This is a genomic window from Vibrio sp. 10N.286.51.E5, from assembly GCF_041469125.1.
Classification (GTDB): Bacteria; Pseudomonadota; Gammaproteobacteria; order Enterobacterales; family Vibrionaceae; genus Vibrio; species Vibrio crassostreae_C.
In genome coordinates this window covers 70,921-95,482 of sequence record NZ_JBFRJZ010000040.1, presented here as the reverse complement: position 1 = coordinate 95,482, position 24,562 = coordinate 70,921, and the positions used below count along the sequence as shown (strand labels likewise).

20 protein-coding genes are annotated in these 24,562 nt (G+C 43.9%); 11 read left to right on the top strand and 9 right to left on the bottom strand.

Annotated elements, in window-relative coordinates:
• Window positions 1–29: 29 nt before the first annotated feature.
• Window positions 30–158, bottom strand: a complete 129-nt coding sequence (locus AB4161_RS14690; RefSeq protein ID WP_017059831.1) for a hypothetical protein — start codon at window positions 156–158, stop codon at window positions 30–32.
• Between the two features lie 445 nt (window positions 159–603).
• On the opposite strand from AB4161_RS14690, the gene AB4161_RS14685 reads away from it, so the two are divergent.
• A complete protein-coding gene (locus tag AB4161_RS14685; protein WP_017059832.1) occupies window positions 604–1,827 on the top strand; it encodes an aromatic amino acid transport family protein in 1,224 nt (407 codons plus the stop codon).
• Between the two features lie 148 nt (window positions 1,828–1,975).
• Window positions 1,976–3,400 carry a methyl-accepting chemotaxis protein gene (locus tag AB4161_RS14680; protein ID WP_017064641.1) on the top strand — a complete coding sequence of 475 codons (1,425 nt, stop codon included), beginning with the start codon at window positions 1,976–1,978 and terminating at the stop codon, window positions 3,398–3,400.
• Between the two features lie 408 nt (window positions 3,401–3,808).
• Here the strand turns inward: AB4161_RS14680 and AB4161_RS14675 are convergent, their stop codons facing one another.
• The 3 genes from AB4161_RS14675 to AB4161_RS14665 form a co-directional block, all read right to left on the bottom strand.
• Complete coding sequence (locus AB4161_RS14675; RefSeq protein ID WP_017059834.1) at window positions 3,809–4,534, bottom strand: HAD-IA family hydrolase; 726 nt, start codon at window positions 4,532–4,534, stop codon at window positions 3,809–3,811.
• A 304-nt stretch (window positions 4,535–4,838) separates the two neighbouring features.
• Complete coding sequence (locus AB4161_RS14670; protein ID WP_372083534.1) at window positions 4,839–6,647, bottom strand: HD domain-containing phosphohydrolase; 1,809 nt, start codon at window positions 6,645–6,647, stop codon at window positions 4,839–4,841.
• Between the two features lie 60 nt (window positions 6,648–6,707).
• Window positions 6,708–7,202, bottom strand: a complete 495-nt coding sequence (locus AB4161_RS14665; protein ID WP_017064644.1) for a hypothetical protein — start codon at window positions 7,200–7,202, stop codon at window positions 6,708–6,710.
• A gap of 248 nt (window positions 7,203–7,450) precedes the next feature.
• On the opposite strand from AB4161_RS14665, the gene AB4161_RS14660 reads away from it, so the two are divergent.
• From AB4161_RS14660 to AB4161_RS14645, 4 genes are all read left to right on the top strand, one after another.
• A complete protein-coding gene (locus AB4161_RS14660; RefSeq protein ID WP_017064645.1) occupies window positions 7,451–7,930 on the top strand; it encodes a CreA family protein in 480 nt (159 codons plus the stop codon).
• Window positions 7,931–8,059: 129 nt separating this feature from the next.
• The gene (locus tag AB4161_RS14655; protein WP_017069885.1) at window positions 8,060–9,364 is read left to right on the top strand and encodes an inosine/guanosine kinase; all 1,305 of its coding nucleotides are present in this window, start codon (window positions 8,060–8,062) and stop codon (window positions 9,362–9,364) included.
• Window positions 9,365–9,658: 294 nt separating this feature from the next.
• The gene (locus tag AB4161_RS14650; RefSeq protein ID WP_372083533.1) at window positions 9,659–11,407 is read left to right on the top strand and encodes a formate--tetrahydrofolate ligase; all 1,749 of its coding nucleotides are present in this window, start codon (window positions 9,659–9,661) and stop codon (window positions 11,405–11,407) included.
• 237 nt (window positions 11,408–11,644) lie between these two features.
• The gene (locus AB4161_RS14645) at window positions 11,645–13,549 is read left to right on the top strand and encodes a diguanylate cyclase (RefSeq protein ID WP_372083532.1); all 1,905 of its coding nucleotides are present in this window, start codon (window positions 11,645–11,647) and stop codon (window positions 13,547–13,549) included.
• Window positions 13,550–13,612: 63 nt separating this feature from the next.
• On the opposite strand, the gene AB4161_RS14640 is transcribed toward AB4161_RS14645, so the two are convergent.
• The gene (locus AB4161_RS14640; RefSeq protein ID WP_102427960.1) at window positions 13,613–14,218 is read right to left on the bottom strand and encodes a beta-phosphoglucomutase family hydrolase; all 606 of its coding nucleotides are present in this window, start codon (window positions 14,216–14,218) and stop codon (window positions 13,613–13,615) included.
• Between the two features lie 87 nt (window positions 14,219–14,305).
• On the opposite strand from AB4161_RS14640, the gene arfB reads away from it, so the two are divergent.
• Window positions 14,306–14,716, top strand: coding sequence for an alternative ribosome rescue aminoacyl-tRNA hydrolase ArfB (arfB, locus tag AB4161_RS14635; protein WP_017059842.1), 411 nt, complete (start codon window positions 14,306–14,308; stop codon window positions 14,714–14,716).
• Between the two features lie 93 nt (window positions 14,717–14,809).
• On the opposite strand, the gene AB4161_RS14630 is transcribed toward arfB, so the two are convergent.
• Window positions 14,810–15,127, bottom strand: a complete 318-nt coding sequence (locus tag AB4161_RS14630; protein WP_050633288.1) for a helix-turn-helix transcriptional regulator — start codon at window positions 15,125–15,127, stop codon at window positions 14,810–14,812.
• Between the two features lie 224 nt (window positions 15,128–15,351).
• On the opposite strand from AB4161_RS14630, the gene AB4161_RS14625 reads away from it, so the two are divergent.
• Window positions 15,352–15,648: a hypothetical protein gene (locus AB4161_RS14625; RefSeq protein ID WP_372083531.1), complete on the top strand. Its 297-nt coding sequence runs from the start codon at window positions 15,352–15,354 to the stop codon at window positions 15,646–15,648.
• 100 nt (window positions 15,649–15,748) lie between these two features.
• Here AB4161_RS14625 and AB4161_RS14620 read toward each other — a convergent pair whose 3' ends face one another.
• From AB4161_RS14620 to AB4161_RS14610, 3 genes are all read right to left on the bottom strand, one after another.
• Entirely contained in the window at window positions 15,749–16,810 is a 1,062-nt protein-coding gene (locus AB4161_RS14620) for a trypsin-like serine protease (RefSeq protein WP_017059845.1), read from the bottom strand.
• 279 nt (window positions 16,811–17,089) lie between these two features.
• Window positions 17,090–18,223 (bottom strand): glycine cleavage system aminomethyltransferase GcvT, encoded by a 1,134-nt coding sequence (gcvT, locus tag AB4161_RS14615; RefSeq protein WP_017059846.1) that lies wholly within the window; start codon window positions 18,221–18,223, stop codon window positions 17,090–17,092.
• Window positions 18,224–18,670: 447 nt separating this feature from the next.
• The gene (locus AB4161_RS14610; RefSeq protein ID WP_017059847.1) at window positions 18,671–19,294 is read right to left on the bottom strand and encodes a helix-turn-helix domain-containing protein; all 624 of its coding nucleotides are present in this window, start codon (window positions 19,292–19,294) and stop codon (window positions 18,671–18,673) included.
• Window positions 19,295–19,734: 440 nt separating this feature from the next.
• On the opposite strand from AB4161_RS14610, the gene AB4161_RS14605 reads away from it, so the two are divergent.
• The 3 genes from AB4161_RS14605 (at window position 19,735) to gcvP (ending at window position 24,428) form a co-directional block, all read left to right on the top strand.
• On the top strand, window positions 19,735–21,027 hold the full coding sequence (locus AB4161_RS14605; RefSeq protein ID WP_017072175.1) for a serine hydroxymethyltransferase: 1,293 nt from the start codon (window positions 19,735–19,737) through the stop codon (window positions 21,025–21,027).
• Window positions 21,028–21,078: 51 nt separating this feature from the next.
• Window positions 21,079–21,459, top strand: coding sequence for a glycine cleavage system protein GcvH (gene gcvH, locus AB4161_RS14600; protein ID WP_017072176.1), 381 nt, complete (start codon window positions 21,079–21,081; stop codon window positions 21,457–21,459).
• An 89-nt stretch (window positions 21,460–21,548) separates the two neighbouring features.
• Window positions 21,549–24,428: an aminomethyl-transferring glycine dehydrogenase gene (gene gcvP / locus AB4161_RS14595; protein ID WP_372083530.1), complete on the top strand. Its 2,880-nt coding sequence runs from the start codon at window positions 21,549–21,551 to the stop codon at window positions 24,426–24,428.
• Window positions 24,429–24,562 lie beyond the last annotated feature (134 nt).

Sequence of the window (24,562 nt, the reverse complement as noted above, 5' to 3'; positions counted from 1 at the left end):
CAAAATTATTTACAGGGTCTCTTAAAAGCTTAGTTCGAAGACTTGAAAAGCTCTTCTGCTAACTGTTTCACTGTCTGCTCATAGTCAGACAAATCAATGCCAATTTCCATAGCATCTAACAACTCTAGACTTTCGTCATTATAAGATTGGTCACTCATTGTGCCCCCTCTATTCCTTGATGTGGACATGATGTCCGATTAACTAGTGCACCATCTTGGACTTATATTATGTCACTTTGATGAACGCACTCTACTCTACCCATTCCATATTCATAGCTTAAAGCTACTCGCGATCATTAACGCTTTTTTGCGTTAAAGGGGTATACGCGAACGACATATGTACTGCCACCTTACACCAAGTACAACAAATTACTCGTAAATTTTGAAACCGATCATGGTCAAACGTTTGCTTTGCTCATTTGAATGCTGACACGCCCCTTTGTGTAAATATTAATTTACAGTGGATGTTTTTAATTACAATAAGAATTGCATTTGGAATTAAACTCAATCAGAATACTTCAAAATCGAGATATTCTTTGGGTTTATGCGCTTAAGCTAGAAGAATTACAATGAAAACACACCCTAACGTAAAGAATTATATACAATGAATAAATCAAAGGTTTTTGGTAGTACTTTGATCATTGCAGGCACAACCATTGGTGCTGGCATGCTCGCTCTTCCACTTGCTTCTGCAGGTATTGGCTTTTCAACTTCACTTTTCTTGATGCTGGGTTTATGGGCGTTAATGGCTTTTACTGCGCTATTAATGGTAGAGCTTCACCAATTCGCAGAATCTGACGCTACCCTACACACGTTAGCTCATACCATTTTGGGGACAAAAGGAAAGTGGATTGCGAGCTTCGCGGTGATGTTTCTTTTCTACGCTCTGTGTGCGGCATACATAGCTGGCGGCGGTGCGCAATTTAACCAACGAATTTCGGATATCGCGGGTATCGAACTTAATGCTCAAATCACCACGCTTCTATTTACCCTATTAGTTGCCGGCGTTGTTACGATTGGTACACACAGTGTTGATAAAGTTAACCGCGTTTTGTTTGGCTTAAAGCTTATCGCGATGGTTTTGGTACTCAGCTTCCTAGCGCCAAACATTACCTCTCAATACTTAATGAGCATGCCTTTACAGCAAGGCCTTATTGTTGCGGCTATTCCGGTTGTGTTTACCTCTTTTGGTTTCCACGGCAGCATCCCATCAATTGTTCGATACCTAGATGGTGACGTTCGTTCTTTACGTAAGGTAATGATTATTGGCTCGGCACTGCCTCTGGTTATCTACGTTTTCTGGCAAAGTGTTACTTTGGGCGTGATTAGCCAAGAGCAGTTGTTGTCTGACACAAGCTTGGGCGCGCTATTAGTCTCGCTATCGCAAACGGTTCATCAATCCAACCTAAGCGTGATCGTCGGTGTGTTTGCAGACCTTGCACTGCTGACATCTTTTATTGGTGTGAGCTTGGGCTTATTTGAATTCATGGGCGACTCACTGAGCAAGAAACTAGGTAACGCAAAACGTGTTAAGACAGCTGCTATCACCTTCTTACCGCCACTGGGGTTTGCCTTATTTTACCCACAAGGCTTCATCATGGCTTTAGGCTACGCAGCCATTGCACTTTCAGTGCTCGCGATTCTGTTACCAACAGTGATGGTCTACAAGGTTCGTTACACTGATTTCTCTGTCAAACCACAATCTTCAGAAGCCAGTTACCAAGTGTTAGGCGGTAGCAAAGCGTTGTTTTTAGCAGGTAGCGTTGGCGTATTTATCATTGCGATTCAAGTTCTTATTTCAGTAGGGTTACTGCCTTCTTTAGGCTAATAAACCTATACAGAACTAATTTACTTGATTCAGATCTCATAAATGACATATCACTATCATTAATTTTCACAATTAGTCGATTTAAGTCACATTTTTATTGAGGTCGGTTATTTAGAGTCCACGGTAAAGGATTTACCGTGGAGTTTTTATGAAAGAAGTACAATTTCGAACGATAGACAAACTGTTTATTAAGATGTCGATCAACGACAAGTTTTGGGTCATTTTCTTAATCTTTTTTGCCGCTCTGGCAAGCCTAGCTGGACTGAACTACGTCAACAAAATGGAACACATTGACGTAACTGCAAAACAGCAGGTCGAGTATCAACTGCAAGGCATTTTATCAGCATCAGATTCCCCGGCATCTGTTCGCTCTGTTAGCCAGCAAACTCGCGCTCAACAAACCACTATTTCAAATAATGGTTCTGTGACTGCCACAGCACTCGCACAAGATGGCAACTACTACTCACTTACCGTTTCAACTAACGATATACAGAATCAAAAGCAGCAAGCACTGTACACTTTATTACTGAGCTTCTTGTGGTGTGTGCCTTTTGGTCTTTTCTGTTACTGGGTAGCGACTTTCCTAGGCGGCGCACTTTGGGTTCTTTATTCAACGACTCAAAAGATTGGTGATGGTGACTTAACATCACGCCTTGGCTTCCACCCTGGCCGTGATGAGTTCGGCACGATTGGTTGTGCGCTTGACCGTTCAATGGACACGCTTAGTGAGTTAGTCAACAACGTAAACCACAGTGCAGCAACGCTAAGCGAAACATCGGCTTCTTTCGAAACTGAGATGAAGCGCAGCGAAACACAAATCATGAGCCAAAATGCCTCTCTAGACTCTGTAGCGACAGCAATGGATCAGATGACAGCTTCGGCAAATGAAGTCTCTAACATCTCTGCACGCTCAACTGAACAAACAGAACAAGACGCGCAGCAAATCAACGATAGCCATGCGAAGGTTCAACAGGCAATCTCGGAAATCACCACCCTTTCTTCTTTGATTGAGCAAACCTCATCTTCTGTTACTAGCTTGAATGTGAATACGAGCCAAATTAACGAGGTCATCACGACGATCAATGCTATTTCAGAGCAAACTAACTTACTTGCTTTAAATGCCGCGATTGAAGCCGCTCGTGCGGGCGAGCAAGGCCGAGGTTTCGCTGTTGTTGCTGATGAAGTAAGAACACTGGCAAGCCGCACTCAGTCGGCTACTGTAGAAATCCAAGCGATGATTGAACGCTTACAGCAAGAGAGCCAAAATATCGCGAAGATCACCGAACAGACGGTTGACCAAGCGCAAACCAGTAGCCAGTTGATTTCAAACATTGGTCACGACGTAAACTCGATTGCAGATTCAGCTCAAGCACTAATGGACATGAGTATCCAAATCGCAACATCAGCCGATGAGCAAAGTAACGTTGCCAATACGATTGCAGCAGAGCTTAACGATATTCGAAGCCAATCCGATGTGATTAAAGACGTGGCTCAGAATTCTTCAAATGGCGTATCTAGGCTAACAGAAGCGTCGGTTTCTCTATCTCAGACATTGGCACGCTACCGAACTTAAGGATCAACTGGTGAACTAGCGGCGTGAATTGAAAACAAACTAATGAGGACTCGTAATGGGTCCTTTCTTTTTGGCTTTTGTTTAATAACATTACAAAAACCATGGTCAATAACGATGACATTATCAATTACCATGAAGCAAGTCGCAAAGGAGAGATTAAGAAGTGTCAGAACTGTCTAATATTCGAGCTTAGGAGTAATCTAATTGAACGGGTCTTTTTTCGCTTACCCCCTTGCTGCAGGTGACACATAATGAATAAAACAGAAACACCAAACACCGACGACATTACATGCCCTTTATGCCAACACGACGAGTATCTGCTTTCAGAAAGTGGAGAAAAGTTTACTTGTGCATCTTGCGGTTTCCACACCAAACAATTTAGTAAGGTAGTCAGCCTTCAACTAAGCTCTACCCCACCAAAGCTGCAGAATTCGATATACCACCATTTGAGCAGTGCTTGCCATTAATCCAAACTGAAATTTCTTCTAAACTGTAGATATCCTGAGCCGCGAGTTCTGCTGAGTCGGCTTCGGGATCTACGATTGCTTCATCAATACTCGGGCGTAATCGAAACGATTGGATACCCGCGCGAACACCAGCCTCAATCCCTTTCAACGTATCATCCACGTAGATGCACTCATTTGGCAGAAAGCCCATGTTCATGGCCGTGTACATGATTAGATCAGGCTCTGGCTTCCAGCTGTTAGCATCAAAAGCTGAGAACACTTTGCCTTTGAAGTCGTCTAGCATGCCTGTCATCGCCAATGAAGATTCAACCCTAGATTTCGGTGCATTGGAAGCAATACAAAACTCGATGTCTTGTTGTTTGAGGAATTCAATAAGTTCGATAGCGCCATCCATCGGTTTTAAATGACGCTGGAACAGTGCTTGTAATTCATTGCGATATAACGGCTCAAGTGTATCAATCGAGATAGATAACCCAAGACGTTCTTGTGTATCCATTAAGATGTCGGCTAGCTTCCCGCCTTGAAAGTGCGCATAGCAGTCGTTGACGTTTAGCTCCGCTCCAAAGCCAGTGAAAACGTTCACCAAAGCTTGGCAGCACAGCTTTTCACTATCGATAAGTGTTCCGTCACAATCGAAAATCACACATTTAGTCTGTTCTAACCGCATAGGTATCTCACTCAGATTGAATCCAAGTTTTATCCTATAGTGTTCTTTCAATGCGCGAGATGATTGAGGTAACAGTTTGCAGATACAGGCTTATTTCTCTTCGCGAAATATGGAGTTGATCACTTTATCGCTCAGCATAAGCAACAGTTTTCATCAAATGACCCCAGATTCTACGAAATCAAAGACTGCGAGGTTTACATAAGTGACTCAATTTCAGGGGAAATATAAATCACTACTTCCTAGCCGGATCGTGGTGAATAGATAAAGAAGCCAAGACGTATAGGCCACTCAGATAAAGCAACGGTTAGCTAACAACCGACTCTTCTAAGACCTTAGCTTCAAACGAAGGTGAAGACGCATATTCTACAGTTCCAGTATCGGGGTACGAATCTCGGATAGCGACAAACTCGGATAAGTGTTTCAGTAGCAATTTAGTTAGCTGAGGATCAAACTGGTAGCCACACTCTCGCTCAAACAAATCGACCACCATATCTAACGGCCACGGTTCTTTGTAGCAACGTGCACTAAGCAGCGCATCAAACACATCGGCTACGGCAGTGATACGAGCAAACAGGTGTATTTCATCACCCACTTTTCCATTCGGGTATCCAGCACCATCCCAACGCTCGTGATGTTCGTTAGCAATGATTGCCGCGAGGTTGGTAATATCACCCGCTCCGCTCTTTAGTAAGTTATAGCCAGCCGTAGTATGAAGCTTCATCACCTCCCACTCTTGGTCGGTTAATTTCCCAGGTTTATCCAAGATTGATTCAGGGACTGAAATCTTACCCACATCGTGCATTGGGCTGATGATCTCAATCATCTCGACCTCGCGATGGCTCAAGCCACGATACTTAGCAAGCAGTGCAGACAACTTGGCTACACGCTTAACGTGATTACCAGTTTCGCCAGAGCGGGTTTCAATTGCCTCTCCGAGAACATGAATCATATCCTTTTGGATATTCAAGGTCTGTTTCTGAAGCTTTAAGATTCGTTTGTTCTTATTCGCCAACTCTTTCTTTTGGCGCAGAGTGACAAATTGCATCAAGATGATCAGGCTCAAACCCGCAATCACCATCGACAGCCCCAATAACAACTGGAAGTTTTTGCGAATAAAGGATGAAGGCTCGTTAATGAAAACCGCTTCGTCAGGTAACGCGTTTCCACTAATCCCGTATCTCTTCATTGCAGGGTAATTGAATACAAAACGTTTGTTGTCTCCGGGAATTAACGGTGTAGTAAAACCAAGTGGAAGGTATTTATCCAACGCATCGACGGCCTGTTCACCCATGCTTTGTGAGTGATTAACGTAACCACCGAGTACATCACCCGAAATATAGAACTGCCATAAAGCAAACACCGGAGCAGCACTCGCTTTTGACAACGTATCCGCAATCTCTTGGTAAGTGTGATAAACCCCTTGCTTTAACTCGGTGTTGTAATGACTGAGCAATACCGCATCGTCCGCAGAGATCCCTTCCAAAAATTGGCTCGTATGCTCCAGCGACAAGTCGCGAATTTCTACGAGATTGATATTTGAAAATTCAGCCATCATTTTGTTCATTTCTTTATGAATCAATTCAGACGTGACACTGTAATCATTTACAAAATAGAGATTCTTTAGATTAGGTCTTAATTTGGAGATCAGCTTAATATTAACGTCTATCTGATCGTTCTCGTAAAGCACAGTTGCTCTGTCAGACACCGCGTACATGTCGGTGCTGAAATCATTGATGCCGGCTGCAACGACAGGTGTGGAGCGATCAATCAAATTAGGCAGAGATTCAAGAAAATTGGCTGCGTTATCGTCCGTCGCAATTACGCCATCAAATTTATAACCTGCATACTTCGCACGTAAGTAGTTCGCGAGAGAGTCGTAATACTCTGGGCTGTGGACACGCTTTGAATCCAAATACTCTATTGAGAGTTTAACTTCGGTTTGAGACTGGCTGAACGCACTGTCTATCCCTTTTTGGAAGTCAGCTGTCCATTGATAAGAAGGTTCGTATGAGTGTAAAACTAGGATGCGTTTAATATCCCAGTCGTTAGCAAAACTGAGTGAAGAATAAGCGCTAACACATAATACAGCGATTGATATCAATAGCTTGTACATACAATACCCTTTAAATAAGACGGGGTATTGTACTTAGATTAACGCTTTGTCAAAGAATCTTTAGTTCTCGATCCATACTTTATCGCAAGAAGCATGATCTTGTGCCCAAAAATCGTGTAACTGCTTAGCAAAGTTGTTGATACTTTGACCATTTTCAGCAACGACATCCGAGATCAATAGGGAACCATCCGCTTCTGTGACGATAGCGCTCGCCACAACTTCACCGTTTTGAGTACCAATATATAATACATGATCGTCAGAAAGCATAATTTGGCTCAAGAACTCAAGCATGTGTGCCCTTTCGATTTCATCTTGGTAAACGCTTGCTTGGTTGAGTGAAAATAGCACGGTCAATTTATGGAAATCGACTTTATGCAGTTCATCAATTTGGGAAGGAGTTTGATCTTGTGCTAGGAGTTGGTATGTCTTGGATGGAAGTTTGCTTTGATAAAGTTCACGGCCGAGGAGGCTCTCTTTTGCGGGGTAAGCAATATCGAGCTGACTAAATAGCCATTGGTTTTTCTTGTGTGCAATTTCAGGTATTTCGTTATTCATTCTTTTAGTACCTACGGTTAGTATCCCCAAATATCGCAGTTATTTGGAAGACATACGGTCGGCTGAGGTGCCGAGCTACAAGCAGAGAGCATACAGAGCATGACCAAGGCCAACAAGTACTTTAAATGCTTCATATTTTTCATTATCCAACAACATCCTTTAAGAACTTAACGAAAAGCTCTACACTCGTATCCAAGCTTTCAATATCCTTATAGTAAACAGAACTATATAAATAAAAAGGACTTCTTATGAAAAAAGCCTTAATAGCAGCAGGTATCGTGACAATGTTAGCTGGCTGTTCGGACAACGAGGTTGGCGACGTCTCACTGGGTTTCTTCACAATGAAGGATATCAAGATGTCTTCATTAGATGACGATAAGATCGCGGGTGTTACCTGTCATATCGCATCAATCGAAGCAAACCTTAGCCTTTCTGATCCAAGTGATAGCTCTATATCTTGTCGTCAAACAGGTGAAATTACACCAGAAATGATTGCTCAAATAGACAAGAGTAAGTCTGGCGAAGTGGTATTCAAGCAATCGAAAAGTATCTTCTTTAAAACAATGAAGGTTCGTCGTATCTACGATGCAGAGAATCAGTCGCTGCTTTACTTGTCTTACACCACCAAAGAAACAGAAGGTAGCTTCAAACACAGCCTTTCAACTGTTCCACTATGGGGTACAGAGGCTTACGTTGATCCAGCGACGTTAGTACAGCCAACCGAGTAGTTTCAAACATATAGTTAGTTGAATCACCTGTTCAGACATTGTACAGGTGATTCAAAATGTAATAAAAATGAAAGAAACAGAAACAAAATGTGATATCATGCGGCAAAATTTTTTCACTGTATTTTTCATATGAAGTTTCCTGGACAGCGTAAATCTAAGCACTACTTTCCAACTCACGCACGTGATCCGTTGGTCAACCAAATTCAACAAACGCCTAAGCTTCACCGCGCAACGATTGTGGGTGTTGGCCAAACGATTGTTGATATCGAAGCCCGTGTTGACAACGAGTTCCTAGAAAAATACGAGCTGAGTAAAGGTCACTCACTGGTATTGGAAGAAAGTAAAGCAGATGCGCTGTATGAAGAGTTAGTTGAGCGCGGTTTGATCACGCATCAATATCCTGGCGATACTATCGGCAACACACTGCACAACTATTCCGTACTTGCGGACAGCAAATCTGTCCTGCTTGGCGTAATGTCTAAGAAGATTGAAGTTGGCTCATTTGGTTATCGTTACCTTTGCCGCACTTCTTCTCGTATGAATCTAAACCACCTTCAAACTGTTGATGGTCCAATTGGTCGTTGTTACACGCTGATTTCTGAAGATGGCGAACGTACGTTTGCAATCAACGAAGGCCACATGAACCAACTTCTTCCAGAAAGCATTCCTGAAAAAGTCTTCGAGAAAGCTTCTGCATTGGTTGTGTCGTCATACCTAATGCGTGGCAAACCTGAAGATCCGATGCCAAAAGCGGTACAAAAAGCGATTGAATACGCGAAAGCGCACAATGTGCCTGTTGTACTAACACTTGGTACTAAGTATGTGATCGAAGGCAACGCTGAATGGTGGCAAGAATACCTGAAAGAAAACGTAACCATCGTCGCGATGAACGAAGATGAAGGTGAAGCGCTAACGGGTGAAAAAGATCCTCTATTGGCTGCTAACAAGGCACTTGAGTGGGTTGACCTAGTTCTATGTACTGCAGGCCCTATTGGTCTATACATGGCAGGTTACACTGACGAACCAGCGAAACGCGAAACCACACTGCCATTGTTACCGGGTAACATCCCTGAGTTCAATAAATACGAATTCAGCCGTGCGATGCGTAAGCAAGACTGTAAAGACCCAGTAAAAGTGTACTCTCACATTGGCCCTTACCTAGGTGGCCCACTTGAGATTAAGAATACCAATGGCGCTGGCGATGGTGCACTTTCAGCACTACTTCACGACATGGCAGCAAATAGCTACCACCACGTGAATGTACCAAACTCAGAGAAACACGAGCACACTTGTCTAACTTACTCTTCACTGTCTCAAATTTGTAAGTACGCAAACCGTGTAAGCTACGAAGTGTTGACTCAGCACTCTCCTCGCCTTTCTCGTGCATTACCTGAACGCGAAGATAGCTTAGAAGAAACATACTGGGATCGTTAATCGACCATATTAGGCAGTTACCTCTTAAAGGTTAACGCCAAGTGAGATTACCCATTCCTTGAAGGGCTGCTATATGCAGCCCTTTTTGTATTCAACACCAATATAACGGCAGCTGAAGTTAATCATATCGAATATTTTGCTCGTTTAAGATTTGATCTCGCGCAATGACTCTTTAGATCTGTTATCTTCCAGCACATAATTCGTGTGGTTTGCCTTTACTTGGCAAATTTATACAGTACTATCGCCACGCAAACGTTTACGTACCACCTTTCGGTTCTGATATAAGGATCAAATATGCTGTCTGATATTGATATTTGTCGCTCTACTCCCCTTAAAAACATCAGTGAGGTTGCCAAGCAAGCTGGCCTGCACCACAACGAACATCAGCCATTAGGGCAATTCAAATCTAAAGTGTCTCTCACATCACTTGAACGCCTCGCCAACCAACAAGATGGTAAGTTAGTCGTAGTCACGGCGATCACACCGACACCTCTTGGTGAAGGCAAAACCGTCACTACTATCGGATTAGCACAAGGCCTCGCAAAGATTAACCAATCTGCAATGGCCTGCATTCGTCAGCCTTCAATGGGCCCGGTATTTGGTGTAAAAGGCGGCGCAGCGGGCGGTGGTTACTCTCAAGTTGCCCCTATGGAACAATTAAACCTGCATCTCACGGGCGATATTCATGCTGTTACGGCCGCTCACAACCTCGCCTCCGCCGCCATTGATGCACGTTTGTATCATGAACAGCGTGAAGGGTTAGACGCCTTTGAAACGCGCTCAGGCTTAAAAGCACTGAATATCGACCCAAGTAGAATCGTTTGGCGACGTGTACTTGACCATAATGATCGCGCATTACGCATGATCACGGTTGGCAAGAACGAAGCAGACAAAACAATTAACGGCTTTGAGCGAGAAGATGGATTTGATATCTCAGCCGCTTCTGAACTAATGGCCATTCTTGCTCTAGCCAATGACCTTCAAGATTTGAGAAAGCGCATCGGACGAGTGGTACTTGCTTACAACAAACAAGGCTTGCCGCTAACCGCAGATGACTTCAACGTTGCAGGCGCAATGACCGTGACCATGAAGGATTCTATTGAACCAACATTGATGCAAACCCTTGAAGGCGTTCCTACCCTAATTCACGCCGGGCCTTTCGCGAACATCGCACATGGTAACTCTTCAATTATTGCCGATAAAATAGCGTTAAAGCTGAGTGACTTTGTGGTAACTGAAGGTGGTTTCGGCTCAGACATGGGCTTTGAGAAAGCGTGCAACATAAAAGCGAAAGCGTCGAACAAGAAGCCCGATTGCGCTGTGGTTGTCGCAACCTTACGTGGATTAAAGGCTAACTCTGGTTTATACGATTTGAGACCGGGCACTCCGTTACCTGATTCAATCTTTAATGATGACCAAGACGCGCTTGTTGCAGGGTTTGAGAACCTAAAATGGCACATCACTAACGTTAAGCAATACCAAGTGCCTACAGTTGTTGCGATTAACCGATTCCCACAAGACTCAGCTCAAGAGCTCGATGCTTTGAAACAGATGATCACCGACTTCGATCCAAGCGTTAACGTTGAAGTAAGCGAAGCATTTGGTCAAGGTGGCGAAGGGGCGACTCAACTGGCTCACGCCGTGGTAAAAGCTTGCCAAAAACAGAGTGGATTTAAGCCTTTGTATCACTCAGAGCAAAGCCTAGAAGAAAAGCTGATGGCAGTCGCTGAAGTTGGCTATGGCGCAGCAAGTATTACGCTATCTCCACTGGCTAAAAAACAACTGGCCGAATTCAAACTGCATGGCTATAACGACCTATCGGTTTGTTTAGCAAAAACACCATTATCGATCTCGACAGAAGCACACGTAAAAGGTGCACCAATCCAATTTGACGTGCCCGTTAGAGAACTAAAATTGTGTGCTGGTGCTGGTTTTATTTACGCGTTGTGCGGCAATGTGATGACCATGCCAGGCTTGCCTGACAAACCGGCGTTCATGTCGTTAGATATTGATAGTAATGGAAATATCGTCAGCCTAAGCTAGCTGCCCTTAGTTAGATAATCGGCAATTAATCGCGATTAATTTAGCATAGGTTTCGGAGCAGTGTTCTATATTGAGCAATCATTTACTAACGAAGTGATTGCTCAACAATCAAGCTTAAGTGCAAAAAGTTGCACTTAAATCGTAGTTATATGCGAATCTTGTCTTAACTTCTGGGTCAAGATCACATTAAAAACCCTATAAAATATATAGTATTGCGCTGATTCTTTGAGGACAGCGATGAATACAAGTATAAAAAAACTAGTCAGCCAATTTCTATGTACCATCTTTGCCCTAGGACTAGTCCCTGCCCTCTACATTAACTCTGAATTTGACAGGGTTGAAGCTCAGCACACGCTAAATATCCAACAGTCCAGCCAGAACCAGATCGAATACAGCTTTCATGAACTCGCTGTTATTGTTGAGCAAATCTCTAACTCTGTTCCTTCAATCGCCGAGTCTCAAACACTACTCCGAGCGATTCGAGAACCTTCTATTATCCATAAAGAAACCCTGCAAGATCTTTGGGTGATGTTAGCTCGTGGCCAAAAATACTATTCTCAGCTTCGTTATCTCGATCTAGCTGGAAACGAAGTGTTCCGCGTTAACTACAAAGACGGTCGAGCAACTGTCGTCCCCGAGAACGAACTGCAGAACAAGTCTTCTCGTGATTACTATGAGGTACTACAGCAATTAAAGATTGGTGAGATTAGCTCTCGCGGTATTGATCTTGAAGTCGAAAACGGAGAGATCGTTCGCCCTTTGATTCCAGCACTACGCATTATGACGCCAGTCGCTGAAAACAACCGCATTATTGGTTACTTCATCGCAAACCTGAACATGCTTGAGATTTATAAGCGCCTTCACTATCAAATTGGTGCATCTTCTGCTGTTCCTATTATTCTCAACAAAACCGGACACATAATCATGGGGCCGGATCCTACGGAATCTTTCGGACATGTAATTGAATCACGTTCAGAGCAGACTTACGCAAAGTTATACCCTGAGCTTTGGACTGCGATTCAAGACAAGACATCTTCGAGCTATTTCGATGGTGAGAACTGGTATTTTCATTCCGACATCAGCCCTAAAATCAAACAGTTTGAAGGCCCTATTTACATGGTTCTTCACATTGAAAATCAGCAGTTCAGCAGTCAATACCGAGAAGAAAAACAAGCGATCGTCGTTCAGATCATCACCTTGTCTTTCTTGATTTCGATGATCTCCGCTGGCTTCGTATTGTGGAACAGCAACCACAAGAAGAACAGTATCGAGAGCCAACTTGCTAAGGCCGCAATGAATGGCATGTCTGCCTTGGTGATTACCGACAGAAACAACCGAATCATCAAAGTAAACCAAGAGTTCACCCGTGTGAGTGGCTACGAGTTAGAAGACGTAAAAGGCCGCCAACCGTCCATGTTTGCCTCTGGTCGCTACAACGAAGAGTTCTACATCAAGATGTGGAGCATCATCAAAGAGAAAGGCATGTGGGAAGGCGAAGTGGTTAATCGTCGTAAAGACGGGTCTTTGATCACGGAAATATTGCGAATCCAAACCATTAAAGACTCGAAAGACGTGATTCAGTTTTATGTCGCTTCATTTGTGGATATAAGTAAACACAAAGAGCTAGAAAACAAACTGAGAAACCTGAGTGAAAAAGATGCCTTAGCTGGGTGTTGGAACCGCCGTAAATTCGATCTTGAGCTGCGAGATGAGTGCTCTCGTGTTAATCGTTACCCTACTCGCGAACAGTCTTGTTTAGCGATTTTGGACATAGACCACTTCAAACGCATCAACGACAGATTTGGTCACGATTATGGAGACCGCGTCATTCAAACCGTTGCTCAAGTATTACAACGAGAGTGCCGAGAAACTGATTTTGTGGCTCGTATTGGTGGCGAAGAGTTTGGCGTTATTCTGCCTCATACCACAACAGAAGAAGCTGAGTATGTACTTAACAGATTGAGAATCGCAGTCAGTATTGAGCTCGATAACGTGGTGACGGTCAGTGGTGGAATTACCAACCTGACCAACGACCCTGCTCTTAGCTACAAGTGCGCCGATTTAGCACTTTATGAAGCCAAAGCAGCAGGTCGAAACAGTGTGTGCCTGTTCCTAGACAGCGAAATGAGCGAAATCGCCTAACAGAAAATCAGTATTGTTCCGCTAGGCTATTAGTTTGGCGGTTTAACAACCCAATCCTTGCAATCAGCTTGGTGCAGGATAGAACTCTAGTGTGTTCCCCTCTACCACTAGAATACAATCCATGTTCGCAGCATGAGCAGCCTGCTTACCTAGGTTCGTATCTTCAAACACAACACACTGCTTTGGCTGCAAACCCATACCAAAACACGCATCTAAGAAAGTATCCGGATTTGGTTTGTGATTCTTAACGTCTGTTGCTGTCACGAGAATATCGAGCTTACTCAAGATCTCTGTCTTATCCAGTAACTGTTCGGCACTTTTACGTTGACTGCCCGTTCCGACTGCAATCTTCTTGTTACCCAGATGCTCTAACAACAGAGAGTGAGTACAAGGGATAACGTCTCCTTTGTCTTCGATAGCCGCAAACGACGCCATTTTAAACGTAGAAACCGCTTGTGGGTCGAGCGATAAACCGTATTTGCTGTTCACCTCACCGGCTATCTTATAACTCGGCATGCCACCTAAGCTATGCAGCCAAGACGCTTCAAAATGAAAGCCAAACTCTTCAGCCGTTCGCTCCCACGCCTTTACATGTGCAGGCATTGTATCGATCAACGTACCGTCCATATCAAAGATTAATCCTTCATATGCCGTTAAATCTATTTTCATCACTACTACCACTCTTAAATAAAGTTACTGATACCATAACCAATATTCAGTATCATGGCGCCATATTACCGTTCAAAATGGATGTTTATGTTACAAATATCTAACTCTGTTTCGATTCAAGACTGGGAACTCCAGTTAACAGCGATCAGAGCACAAGGAGCCGGCGGTCAGAACGTCAATAAAGTATCGAGCGCGATACATTTACGTTTTGATATCAAGCACTCTACCCTACCTGACTTCTATAAAGAAAAGCTCCTCGCACACAAAGATAGCCGCATCACCAAAGACGGTGTGATTATCATTAAAGCGCAACAGTATAGAACTCAGGAACAAAACCGAGATGATGCTTTAGTGCGCTTGAAAGAATTGATCTTGGAAGCGACAAAGGTTCAAAAAGTAAGACGAGCAACTAAGCCGACGCGTGGCTCTCAGAAAAGACGTTTAGAAAGCAAAAAACAAAGAAGCACCACCAAACAGCTGCGTGGAAGAGTGAGCTGATGGCTTCATGCCCTCAGAGAACACATTACCCTAGAAGTATCTGTCAATTTGACTAACGAATCGATCTATTACGCTGTTTATTTGAAAGAAAGACTACTGCTTCTTTTTGACCGATAAAATCAATTTAATTAAGAGCATGCGTTCTTCGCTAGTCAGCAGGCGACTGACTGCTGCTACATCTTCTGCCGTCGCTTGTGATGCACCAACAATATCAAGTACCACATCCAAATCCGTCACTTTTAAGGTTCTGGTGATTGAACGATACTGAGACATCTTGATGTCAGCCTCGCCGCGTTCAATCCTTTGATAGGTTTTTAAACTCATTCCTGCACTCGAGGCTAACTTTTCTTGAGACAAGTTTGCTTGTTTCCTACGCTCAATCAGCGCCAATATTATGGGTTCTTGTGACATAAGCTCATCCTCAAAAGACAGTTATGTCCTAAATCCCGCAAGAAGCAGACCATATTGACTTGTGATGGTTTACATAAGCCATCAAAGGCATATTATTCGCTTGATAAAAACCGTTACGTTTCATAAACCTTCACACTGATATCAGTTGTGAACGTACAGGCTAGGTAACTTGAGTATTCAAGTGTTGGGAAGTTAGAAAAATTGCGAATAAGAAAGACGTCATATTGGAAATTGCGAATCGTTATAAATCGGCATTTCCTTGCATTAGTCACGCATTAGAATCAGACAATCCCCGCCCAGAAATTATTGCAATACAACATAAGCTACTCACGTACAAAGAGGTGTTGCTGCACGGGAACATGTTGGAAGGTAAGGAATTAAAGCAAGCTTTTTCTGCATTGAACGAAAATGAAAAAGGTGTGGCTCAAGGTGGGATTAAAAGCATCAATGCTGCGATAAAAGAGATGGATGAGATTCTAGAAAGATACAGCCGTAAAGCGGTTATCGAGCTGAGTAACTAGTTCTACAAGCAACTAACCAACTGCACACCTGCAAAAGTAAAAAATAAAAAGTCGACGCTATCTTTAAATAAAGCGTCGACTTGTTCAAAACATTGAAGATCTAACGTTTAACTGCTTTTCTAACACCAGCAATCAACATCAGCATCCCTAGCAAACCAAATGAAATACCTCCGCCACTGCTACCAGAGCCAGTTGACGCACTTGTCCCAGCAACAGCAACTCGTTTTGCCTCTGTCGCGGTAAACTGGACAGTTTCCGTGCTATCATTTACCCCTTTAGTTACATCCGTAATCCAATCTTTATAATCATATACCTCTGTAAATACAGATGTTACGCCGATGTCATCACCGCAAGTAGTCGGCCCAAAACTCGTTATACCGACCTGTTCATATGTAGAGCCATTTTTCCAAAACACCGGACCACCAGAATCGCCTTGGCATGTACCCCCGTATAAGCCATTATTCGGTCCGTTACCGTTGAAACAAATTTGTTTATCAGTGACTAACGGACCGAAAACAGCTTTACAATTAAGAGTATCAACATATGTCAGGTCAACTTGTTGTAGCAATGTCGTACCATCAACATCAGTCTCGATGTCACCATGGCCAACTGCAACGAAATCATTCGCAGCATTAAGGTATGTATCAAATTGAGGGATAACAGTTTCAGCTGAGGATTGAAGGTTAAGAGAAGCTTCTAACTTTAAAATCGCAATATCATTTCTTAATAGTTGATTGATACTGTTTGAATAATCCGTTCGATAATACACCTCAGATACTCGTACTTTCTGGATGCTACCGTTAGGGAATAGAGAAGTATCTTCCAATTGAGGAACAACTACCGTGAAAAGTTGAGCATTCTCATCACCATAAATACAGTGTGCAGCAGTCAGTACATGATAGTTATCTAAAATTGTCGCACCACAGTAAGGGCCTGTTGAGTAAACACCGTCATAATCAATACGATCAATGAACAAGCTTGCCATCGAAGGAAATTCCGTGACTGAAGCGTCGCTACCATTCACAATATAGGGTGTTACACCCAAATCAGGAGTACTTTCGTCCGTGTTTTCCGTTGCCATAACACTTGATGTGTAAATTAATGGCGTTAAAAGCCCTAAAACGGCTTTACGAACCGGACTCATTGTATGGTTTACGTTCATAGTTAACTCCTTGTAACCCCTACTACTTATTTACAAAAATGATGAATCGTCACCATAACACGTCACAATCGTGATTATAGTAAGTATTTGTAACGATATCGCCACATATCTCATTTTATAAACGAATTTTAAGTAACCGTTGTTAGTGGGTAACGTTAAAAGCAATACGTTACCAAAGACATACGCTACCAAAATCAAAAAAGCCTACCGTTAGGCTTCCCAATAAAGAGAAGCAAACAATAGGCTTTCATTTAGCTTAGTGGTTTCTCTTAAAAGAGATTAGCCACGATAGTAACGCTGAGGTACGAATGGCATTTTTTCTACTGTCATTGGTAGCTTCTTGCCACGAACTTCAGCGAATACTTCAGTGCCAATAACCGCTAGGTCAGTACGAACGTAAGCCATAGAAACAGGCTTGCCCGCGTTAGGACCCGCAGTACCACTTGTTACAACGCCAATCTTGTTGTCTTCAGCATCGAACAGCTCAGCGCCTTCACGTACTGGTGCTTTAGTCTGACCAACAAGACCAACACGCTTGCGTTGAACGTCTTTAGTCGCGATTTGCTCAAGGATGATATCAGCGCCAGGGAAACCGCCTGCACGTTCACCGTCAGTACGACGCACTTTTTGGATACCCCATAAAAGGCTAGCTTCTACCGGCGTTGTTGTTGTATCTAGATCGTGACCGTACAGACATAGACCACACTCAAGACGAAGTGAGTCACGAGCACCAAGGCCAATCCACTCTACTTCTGCTTCTGATGTTAGTTTACGAGCAAGTGCTTCAGCGTGATCGTTCGGTACTGAGATTTCGTAGCCATCTTCACCGGTATAACCACTGCGGCTTACGATGCACTCTACGCCGTCGATATCGACTTTTTGAACATCCATGAACAGCATGTCTGCAACGCTTGGTTGGAAACGAGCAAGAACTTCAGAAGCTTTAGGGCCTTGAAGTGCTAATAGAGCGCGGTCATCAATCACTTCCATTTTTACGTCTGCAGGAAGGTGAGCCGTTAGGTGGTCGATATCTTGTGTTTTACACGCCGCGTTCACAACAACAAATAGGTGATCGCCAAGGTTAGCAACCATAAGATCATCCATGATGCCGCCCTGTTCATTAGTAAAGAAGGCGTAGCGCTGCTTACCAGAAGGCAGGTCGATAATATCTACTGGAACCAGAGATTCTAAAACAGCGGCTGCATTTTCACCGTGTAGACGCAGTTGCCCCATGTGAGAAACATCAAAAAGACCAGCAGCGTCACGAGTGTGTAAGTGCTCTTTCTTTACACCTAGTGGATACTGAACTGGCATGTCGTAGCCAGCAAAAGGAACCATTTTTGCGCCGACTTCAACGTGAAGTGCATGCAGAGGTGTTTTTAGTAGGTCTTGATTAGCGTGTTCTTGAGTCATTTTATTCTCCATGAAGCGTTGCAGGCTTTCCAAATCGAATCTGCCGCTTATATCTCTATTTAGAGTCGCCTCTAACGATATGGGTTAACGTTAGAAACAGTAGATAGTAAAAAGTGATGTCTTCTATATAGGCTTTTATTACTAGCGATATAAAAAGAGGCTTCTGTATAAAAGCTATACGACTCACTTTCTAAGAATTCACTTCAGTAAACTTCAATCAACATGAGTAAACCGTGTTCACTATAGTAAACAAGCCTGACTCAGTTTTACACCCTTAACAAGATTAAAACAGCTCAAAATGTGACATTTAACAATTTAAAAACAACTTTCAGTCGCATACAAAAACGCGATATTGATGCTTTTCACACCAACATCGCGTCTTTTGGCAAACGTTAGAAACAAAAGCAAACGTTTGCATTCACTATAAGAAATTCTAACTTTGTTAACTTATTTTGCAGTCACCCACAAAATCAGTGCATCTTCTGTACTAGTAGAAATCAACATATGCCCCATGTTGGCGTCGTAATACATGCTGTCACCTTCGCTCATGGGTACCGGCTCATAGAATTCTGAGTAGAACATCACATCACCAGAGATCACCATCAAGAACTCCTCACCATCGTGGCGAACCCAATCGTTATACTCTTCAAAGGTGCGTGCTCTCACTCGGCTCTTGAACGGCATCATCTTCTTATTCGAAAGTTCTGTCGCGAGCAGTTCATGCTCGTAAGTCGGAGTTGGGTGAGGTTTACCCTGACCTGCTTTAGTTAAGTCACGACGTCCTGTGGCAACCTTTTTTCTTGGTGGCTCAAAGAGTTGCGGCATATCAATTTGCAAACCCATAGCCAATTTCTGCATCGCTTGGAACGTCGGTGAGATTTGTTCGTTCTCGATTTTACTCAGCGTAGAGCGCGCCAAACCAGTACGTTGGCTCGCCTCTTCTAACGTAATGCCCAGCTTGCTGCGGATATCTTTAATACGCTGGCCGAGCCTAAGTGGTTCGATATTCTGATCTAACGTCTCTTTCGCCAACGTTAAAGATGGGTACTCATCATAAATGTCTTCTGACATAGGTCCCTCATTCATTTCTTACTTCCTGTCTATTGATTTCATTGTTGCATGAAGCGCTTTGTTGATTAAAGAGCACACAGGGAAATAAAGTGTGCTCCCTGTAGCAAAACGAGAAAATCTGTTTCCTATTGGAAATTTTTGTTGAAAATTGATTTTATCGGAGCTATGTTATCGACTTGTTAGATGAAGAGATACTACTTCAGCTTGCAGCAAGTGATAGATTTAACATTTGTAAGAGCTGTTTTTTACCCGAACTTTTTGGGAAACAATTCGTGCTGCATTGACCCTACAACGATCGCTTTGACGCTATGGTCGTATAAATAAGAAGCAACGCACTATTTATACACCTATATAACGCAAACGATACCGATGCAGAAATCAACGTAAGACCTAATGGACTATAAAAACAATCACCATTAGCTTAATGAAAGGTCTCGACAATGAACGCTTATCAAAACCATAGCTTAGACAGTTTTTTCTCTACGAACCTATCTGCGACTGACGACGCAGTATTTGCTGGAATCCAAGCAGAGAACACTCGTCAAAACGAACAAATCGAACTTATTGCTTCTGAGAACATCGTTTCTAAAGCAGTAATGCAAGCTCAAGGCACTTGCCTTACCAACAAATACGCAGAAGGCTACCCAGGTCGTCGTTACTACGGTGGTTGTGAGCACGTAGATACAGTAGAAGCTATTGCGATTGAACGTGCTAAACAGCTATTCAAGTGTGAATACGCGAACGTACAACCTCACTCAGGTGCTCAAGCGAACGGCGCAGTTAAACTTGCCCTACTTCAACCTGGCGACACTATCCTAGGTATGTCTCTTGACGCTGGTGGTCACCTTACGCACGGTGCACGCCCTGCGCTTTCAGGCAAATGGTTCAACGCAGTTCAATACGGCGTAGACCGCGACACTCTTGAAATCGATTACGAAGCGGTACGCGCTCTCGCTATCGAATGCCAACCTAAAATGATTATTGCAGGTGGTAGTGCTATCCCACGCGTTATCGACTTCGCTAAATTCCGCGAAATCGCTGACGAAGTTGGCGCTATCCTTATGGTAGATATGGCACACATCGCGGGTCTTATCGCGACAGGTGCTCACCCTAGCCCACTACCACACGCACACGTTGTGACTACAACAACGCACAAAACACTTCGTGGCCCACGCGGCGGCATGATTCTGACTAACCACGAAGACATCAACAAAAAGATCAACTCTGCAGTGTTCCCTGGCCTTCAAGGTGGCCCATTAATGCACGTTATCGCGGCTAAAGCAGTGGCGTTTGGCGAGGCACTTGGCCCAGAATTTAATACTTATATTGATTCAGTGATCGACAACGCAAAAGTTCTTGCTGAAGTGTTGCAAACTCGCGGTTGTGACATTGTGACTGGCGGAACAGACACGCACCTAATGCTGGTTGACCTTCGTCCTAAGGGCTTGAAAGGTAACGTAACTGAAGAAGCATTAGAGCGTGCAGGGATCACATGTAACAAAAATGGTATACCATTCGATTCAGAGAAGCCTATGATTACCTCTGGCATTCGTTTAGGTACGCCAGCTGGAACCAGTCGTGGTTTTGGCACTGAAGAATTCAAACTTATCGGTGAATGGATCGGCGATGTACTTGATGGCTTAGTTGAAAGCCCTGAAGGCAACGCTGAAGTTGAGCAACGTGTTCGCAAGCAAGTTAAAGAGCTTTGCAAGCGCTTCCCTCTTTACCGTTAGACCGTTTTTAAGATTTAAATTAAAACCTCATAAATTTTTGGAGAATAAGCAATGGACAATACACTAAAGTTTGCAGACAGCCACGAGTGGGTAAAAGACAACGGTGACGGTACTGTAACTATCGGTATTTCTGAGCACGCTCAAGAGATGCTAGGTGACGTTGTGTTTGTTGACCTGCCTGACACTGACGACGAAATCGAAGCTGGCGAAAGCTTCTCTCTAGTTGAGTCAGTGAAAGCTGCTTCTGATATCTACGCACCAATCTCTGGCGAAATCGTAGAAATCAACGAAGAATTAGAAGATAGCCCAGAGCTAATCAACGAAGAACCTTATGAAGGTGGCTGGATTGTTAAAGTGAAGATGTCTGATGCGTCTGAACTAGACAACCTTAAAGATGCGGAAGAATACCTAAGCTCTATCGAAGAAGACTAATAGGTAACCTCATTACGATAAAGCTGCTCTTTTGAGCAGCTTAATTTTAGGGGCTAGCTCACGGCTCCAGAGAGAAAGTAGAACATATCATGACTGAATTACTTCAAAGCCAATTACTGAAAGACCTGGGTACTCAAAACGAGTTTGTTGCTCGTCATAACGGCCCAAATAAAGCAGACCAGCAAAAAATGCTTGAAGCGATCAACGCGACTAGCCTAGACGCACTGATCGACGAAACGGTTCCTGCACAAATCCGTCTTGAAAAACCAATGACACTTGCTGCGCCACTAAGCGAAATGGACATGCTGGCCTCTCTTAAAGAGATCGCTAACCTAAACCAAGTGAAACGTACTTTCATTGGCCAAGGCTACTACAACACATTCACTCCAAACGTTATTCTACGTAACGTTTTAGAGAACCCAGGCTGGTACACAGCTTACACACCATACCAACCAGAGATCTCTCAAGGTCGTCTTGAAGCTCTACTAAATTACCAACAAATGGTAATGGACCTTACAGGTATGGAAATCGCGAACGCGTCTCTTCTTGACGAAGCGACAGCGGCTGGCGAAGCAATGACACTGTGTAAGCGTGCTGGTAAAAGCAAGAGCAAAGTATTCTTCGTTGCTGACGATGTTCACCCTCAAACACTAGAAGTTGTTAAAACTCGTGCTGAGTACATCGGTTTTGAAGTAATGGTTGGCGCTCTTAAAACACTTCCAGAGCAAGACGTATTTGGTGCATTAGTTCAATACCCTGGTACAACGGGCGAAGTTCGTGACCTAACAGACATCATTGCGAAAGCTCAAGCAAACAAAACTCTAGTAACCGTTGCTACTGACCTACTCGCATCTGCTCTACTTAAGCCTGCTGGCGAAATGGGCGCAGACGTAGTAATCGGTTCAGCACAACGTTTCGGCGTTCCTATGGGGTACGGCGGTCCACACGCTGCATTCATGGGTACTCGTGAAAAGCATAAGCGTACAATGCCAGGTCGTGTAATCGGTGTTTCTATCGATACTCACGGTAACCAAGCGCTACGTATGGCAATGCAAACTCGTGAGCAACATATCCGCCGTGAGAAAGCGACATCAAACATCTGTACAGCTCAAGCACTTCTAGCAAACATGGCGTCTTTCTACGCGGTTTACCACGGTGCAGAAGGCCTACGTACTATCGCTCGTCGTACACACCACATGACAGCTATCCTAGCGGCTGGCCTGACTAAAGCGGGTTACGAGCTAACAAACAACAGCTTCTTCGATACCATCACAATCAACTCTGAAGAGAAGACAGATGCACTGTACGCGAAAGCACAAGCAGCAGACATCAACTTGCGCCTTCTTAAAGGTAAGATCGGTATCAGCTTAGATGAAACAACCACAGTCGACGACGTGAACGCATTGTTCGCTATCTTCGAGGTGAAAGAAGACGTTCAAGCACTATCTTCTGACATTGCATCAAACGAATTTGCGGCAATTCCAGAAAACTGCCGTCGTGAATCAGAGTTCCTAACTCACCCAGTATTCAACACGCACCACAGCGAAACGCAAATGATGCGTTACCTAAAACAGCTTGAGAACAAAGACTTCTCACTAACGCACGGCATGATCCCACTGGGTAGCTGTACGATGAAGCTGAACGCTGCTGCTGAGATGATTCCAGTAACATGGCCTGAGTTTGGTTCAATTCACCCATTCGCACCTCTAGAGCAAGCGGCTGGTTACACAGCACTAGCGAAAGATCTTAAAGAGAAGCTATGTGAAATCACTGGTTACGACGATTTCTCACTACAGCCTAACTCTGGTGCATCTGGCGAATACGCAGGTCTAATCGCGATTCAACGTTACCATGCGAGCCGCGGTGAAGCTCACCGTAACGTTTGTCTGATCCCAAGCTCTGCGCACGGTACTAACCCTGCAACAGCATCAATGGTTTCAATGAAGGTAGTGGTTGTTAAGTGTGATGAAGATGGCAACATCGACATGACAGACCTAGCAGAGAAAATCGAGAAGCACAAAGACAACCTATCAAGCATCATGATCACTTACCCTTCTACGCACGGCGTATACGAAGAGCAAGTGAAAGAAGTGTGTGAACAAGTACACGCAGCGGGCGGTCAGGTTTATCTAGACGGCGCGAACATGAACGCTCAAGTAGGTCTAACTTCACCTGGCTTCATCGGTTCAGACGTATCTCACTTGAACCTACACAAAACATTCTGTATCCCACACGGTGGTGGCGGTCCGGGTATGGGTCCTATCGGTGTTAAATCACACCTAGCACCTTTCCTACCAGGTCACATCGAAAACGGTGTGCAAGGTTCTGACTACGCGGTATCAGCTGCAGATCTAGGTAGTGCTTCAATTCTACCTATCTCTTGGGCTTACATCGCGATGATGGGCGAACCAGGCCTAACAGACGCAACTAAAGTAGCGATTCTGAACGCGAACTACGTGATGGAAAAACTACGTCCTCACTACCCTGTTCTTTACCGTGGTACTAACGGCCGCGTAGCGCACGAATGTATTATCGATATTCGTCCACTTAAAGAAGACACAGGCATCAGCGAAGAAGATATTGCTAAGCGTCTAATGGACTTCGGTTTCCACGCGCCTACGATGTCTTTCCCAGTAGCTGGCACACTAATGGTAGAACCAACTGAATCAGAAGATTTAGAAGAGCTAGACCGTTTCTGTGAAGCGATGGTCGCAATCCGTCACGAAATGGCAGCTGTGAAAGCGGGTGAATGGCCACTAGACAACAACCCTCTAGTGAACGCACCACACACACAAGTTGACCTTTCAGGCGCAGAATGGGATCGCCCTTACTCTCGCGAACTGGCTTGCTTCCCATCGAAAGCAACGAAGAACTCGAAGTACTGGCCTACAGTTAACCGTGTAGACAACGTATACGGCGACCGTAACCTAATCTGTTCTTGCCCAAGCATCGACAACTACGAAGACTAATTTTTGTAGATTTTAGATAAACAAAAGCGAACCACTTGGTTCGCTTTTTTGTTTTTCAGATTATATGACTAAGAAAGCATTGACCTTACCGTAAGGGAAAGGTTTAAGGTTGAGTGAAACCAACGATGAATTAG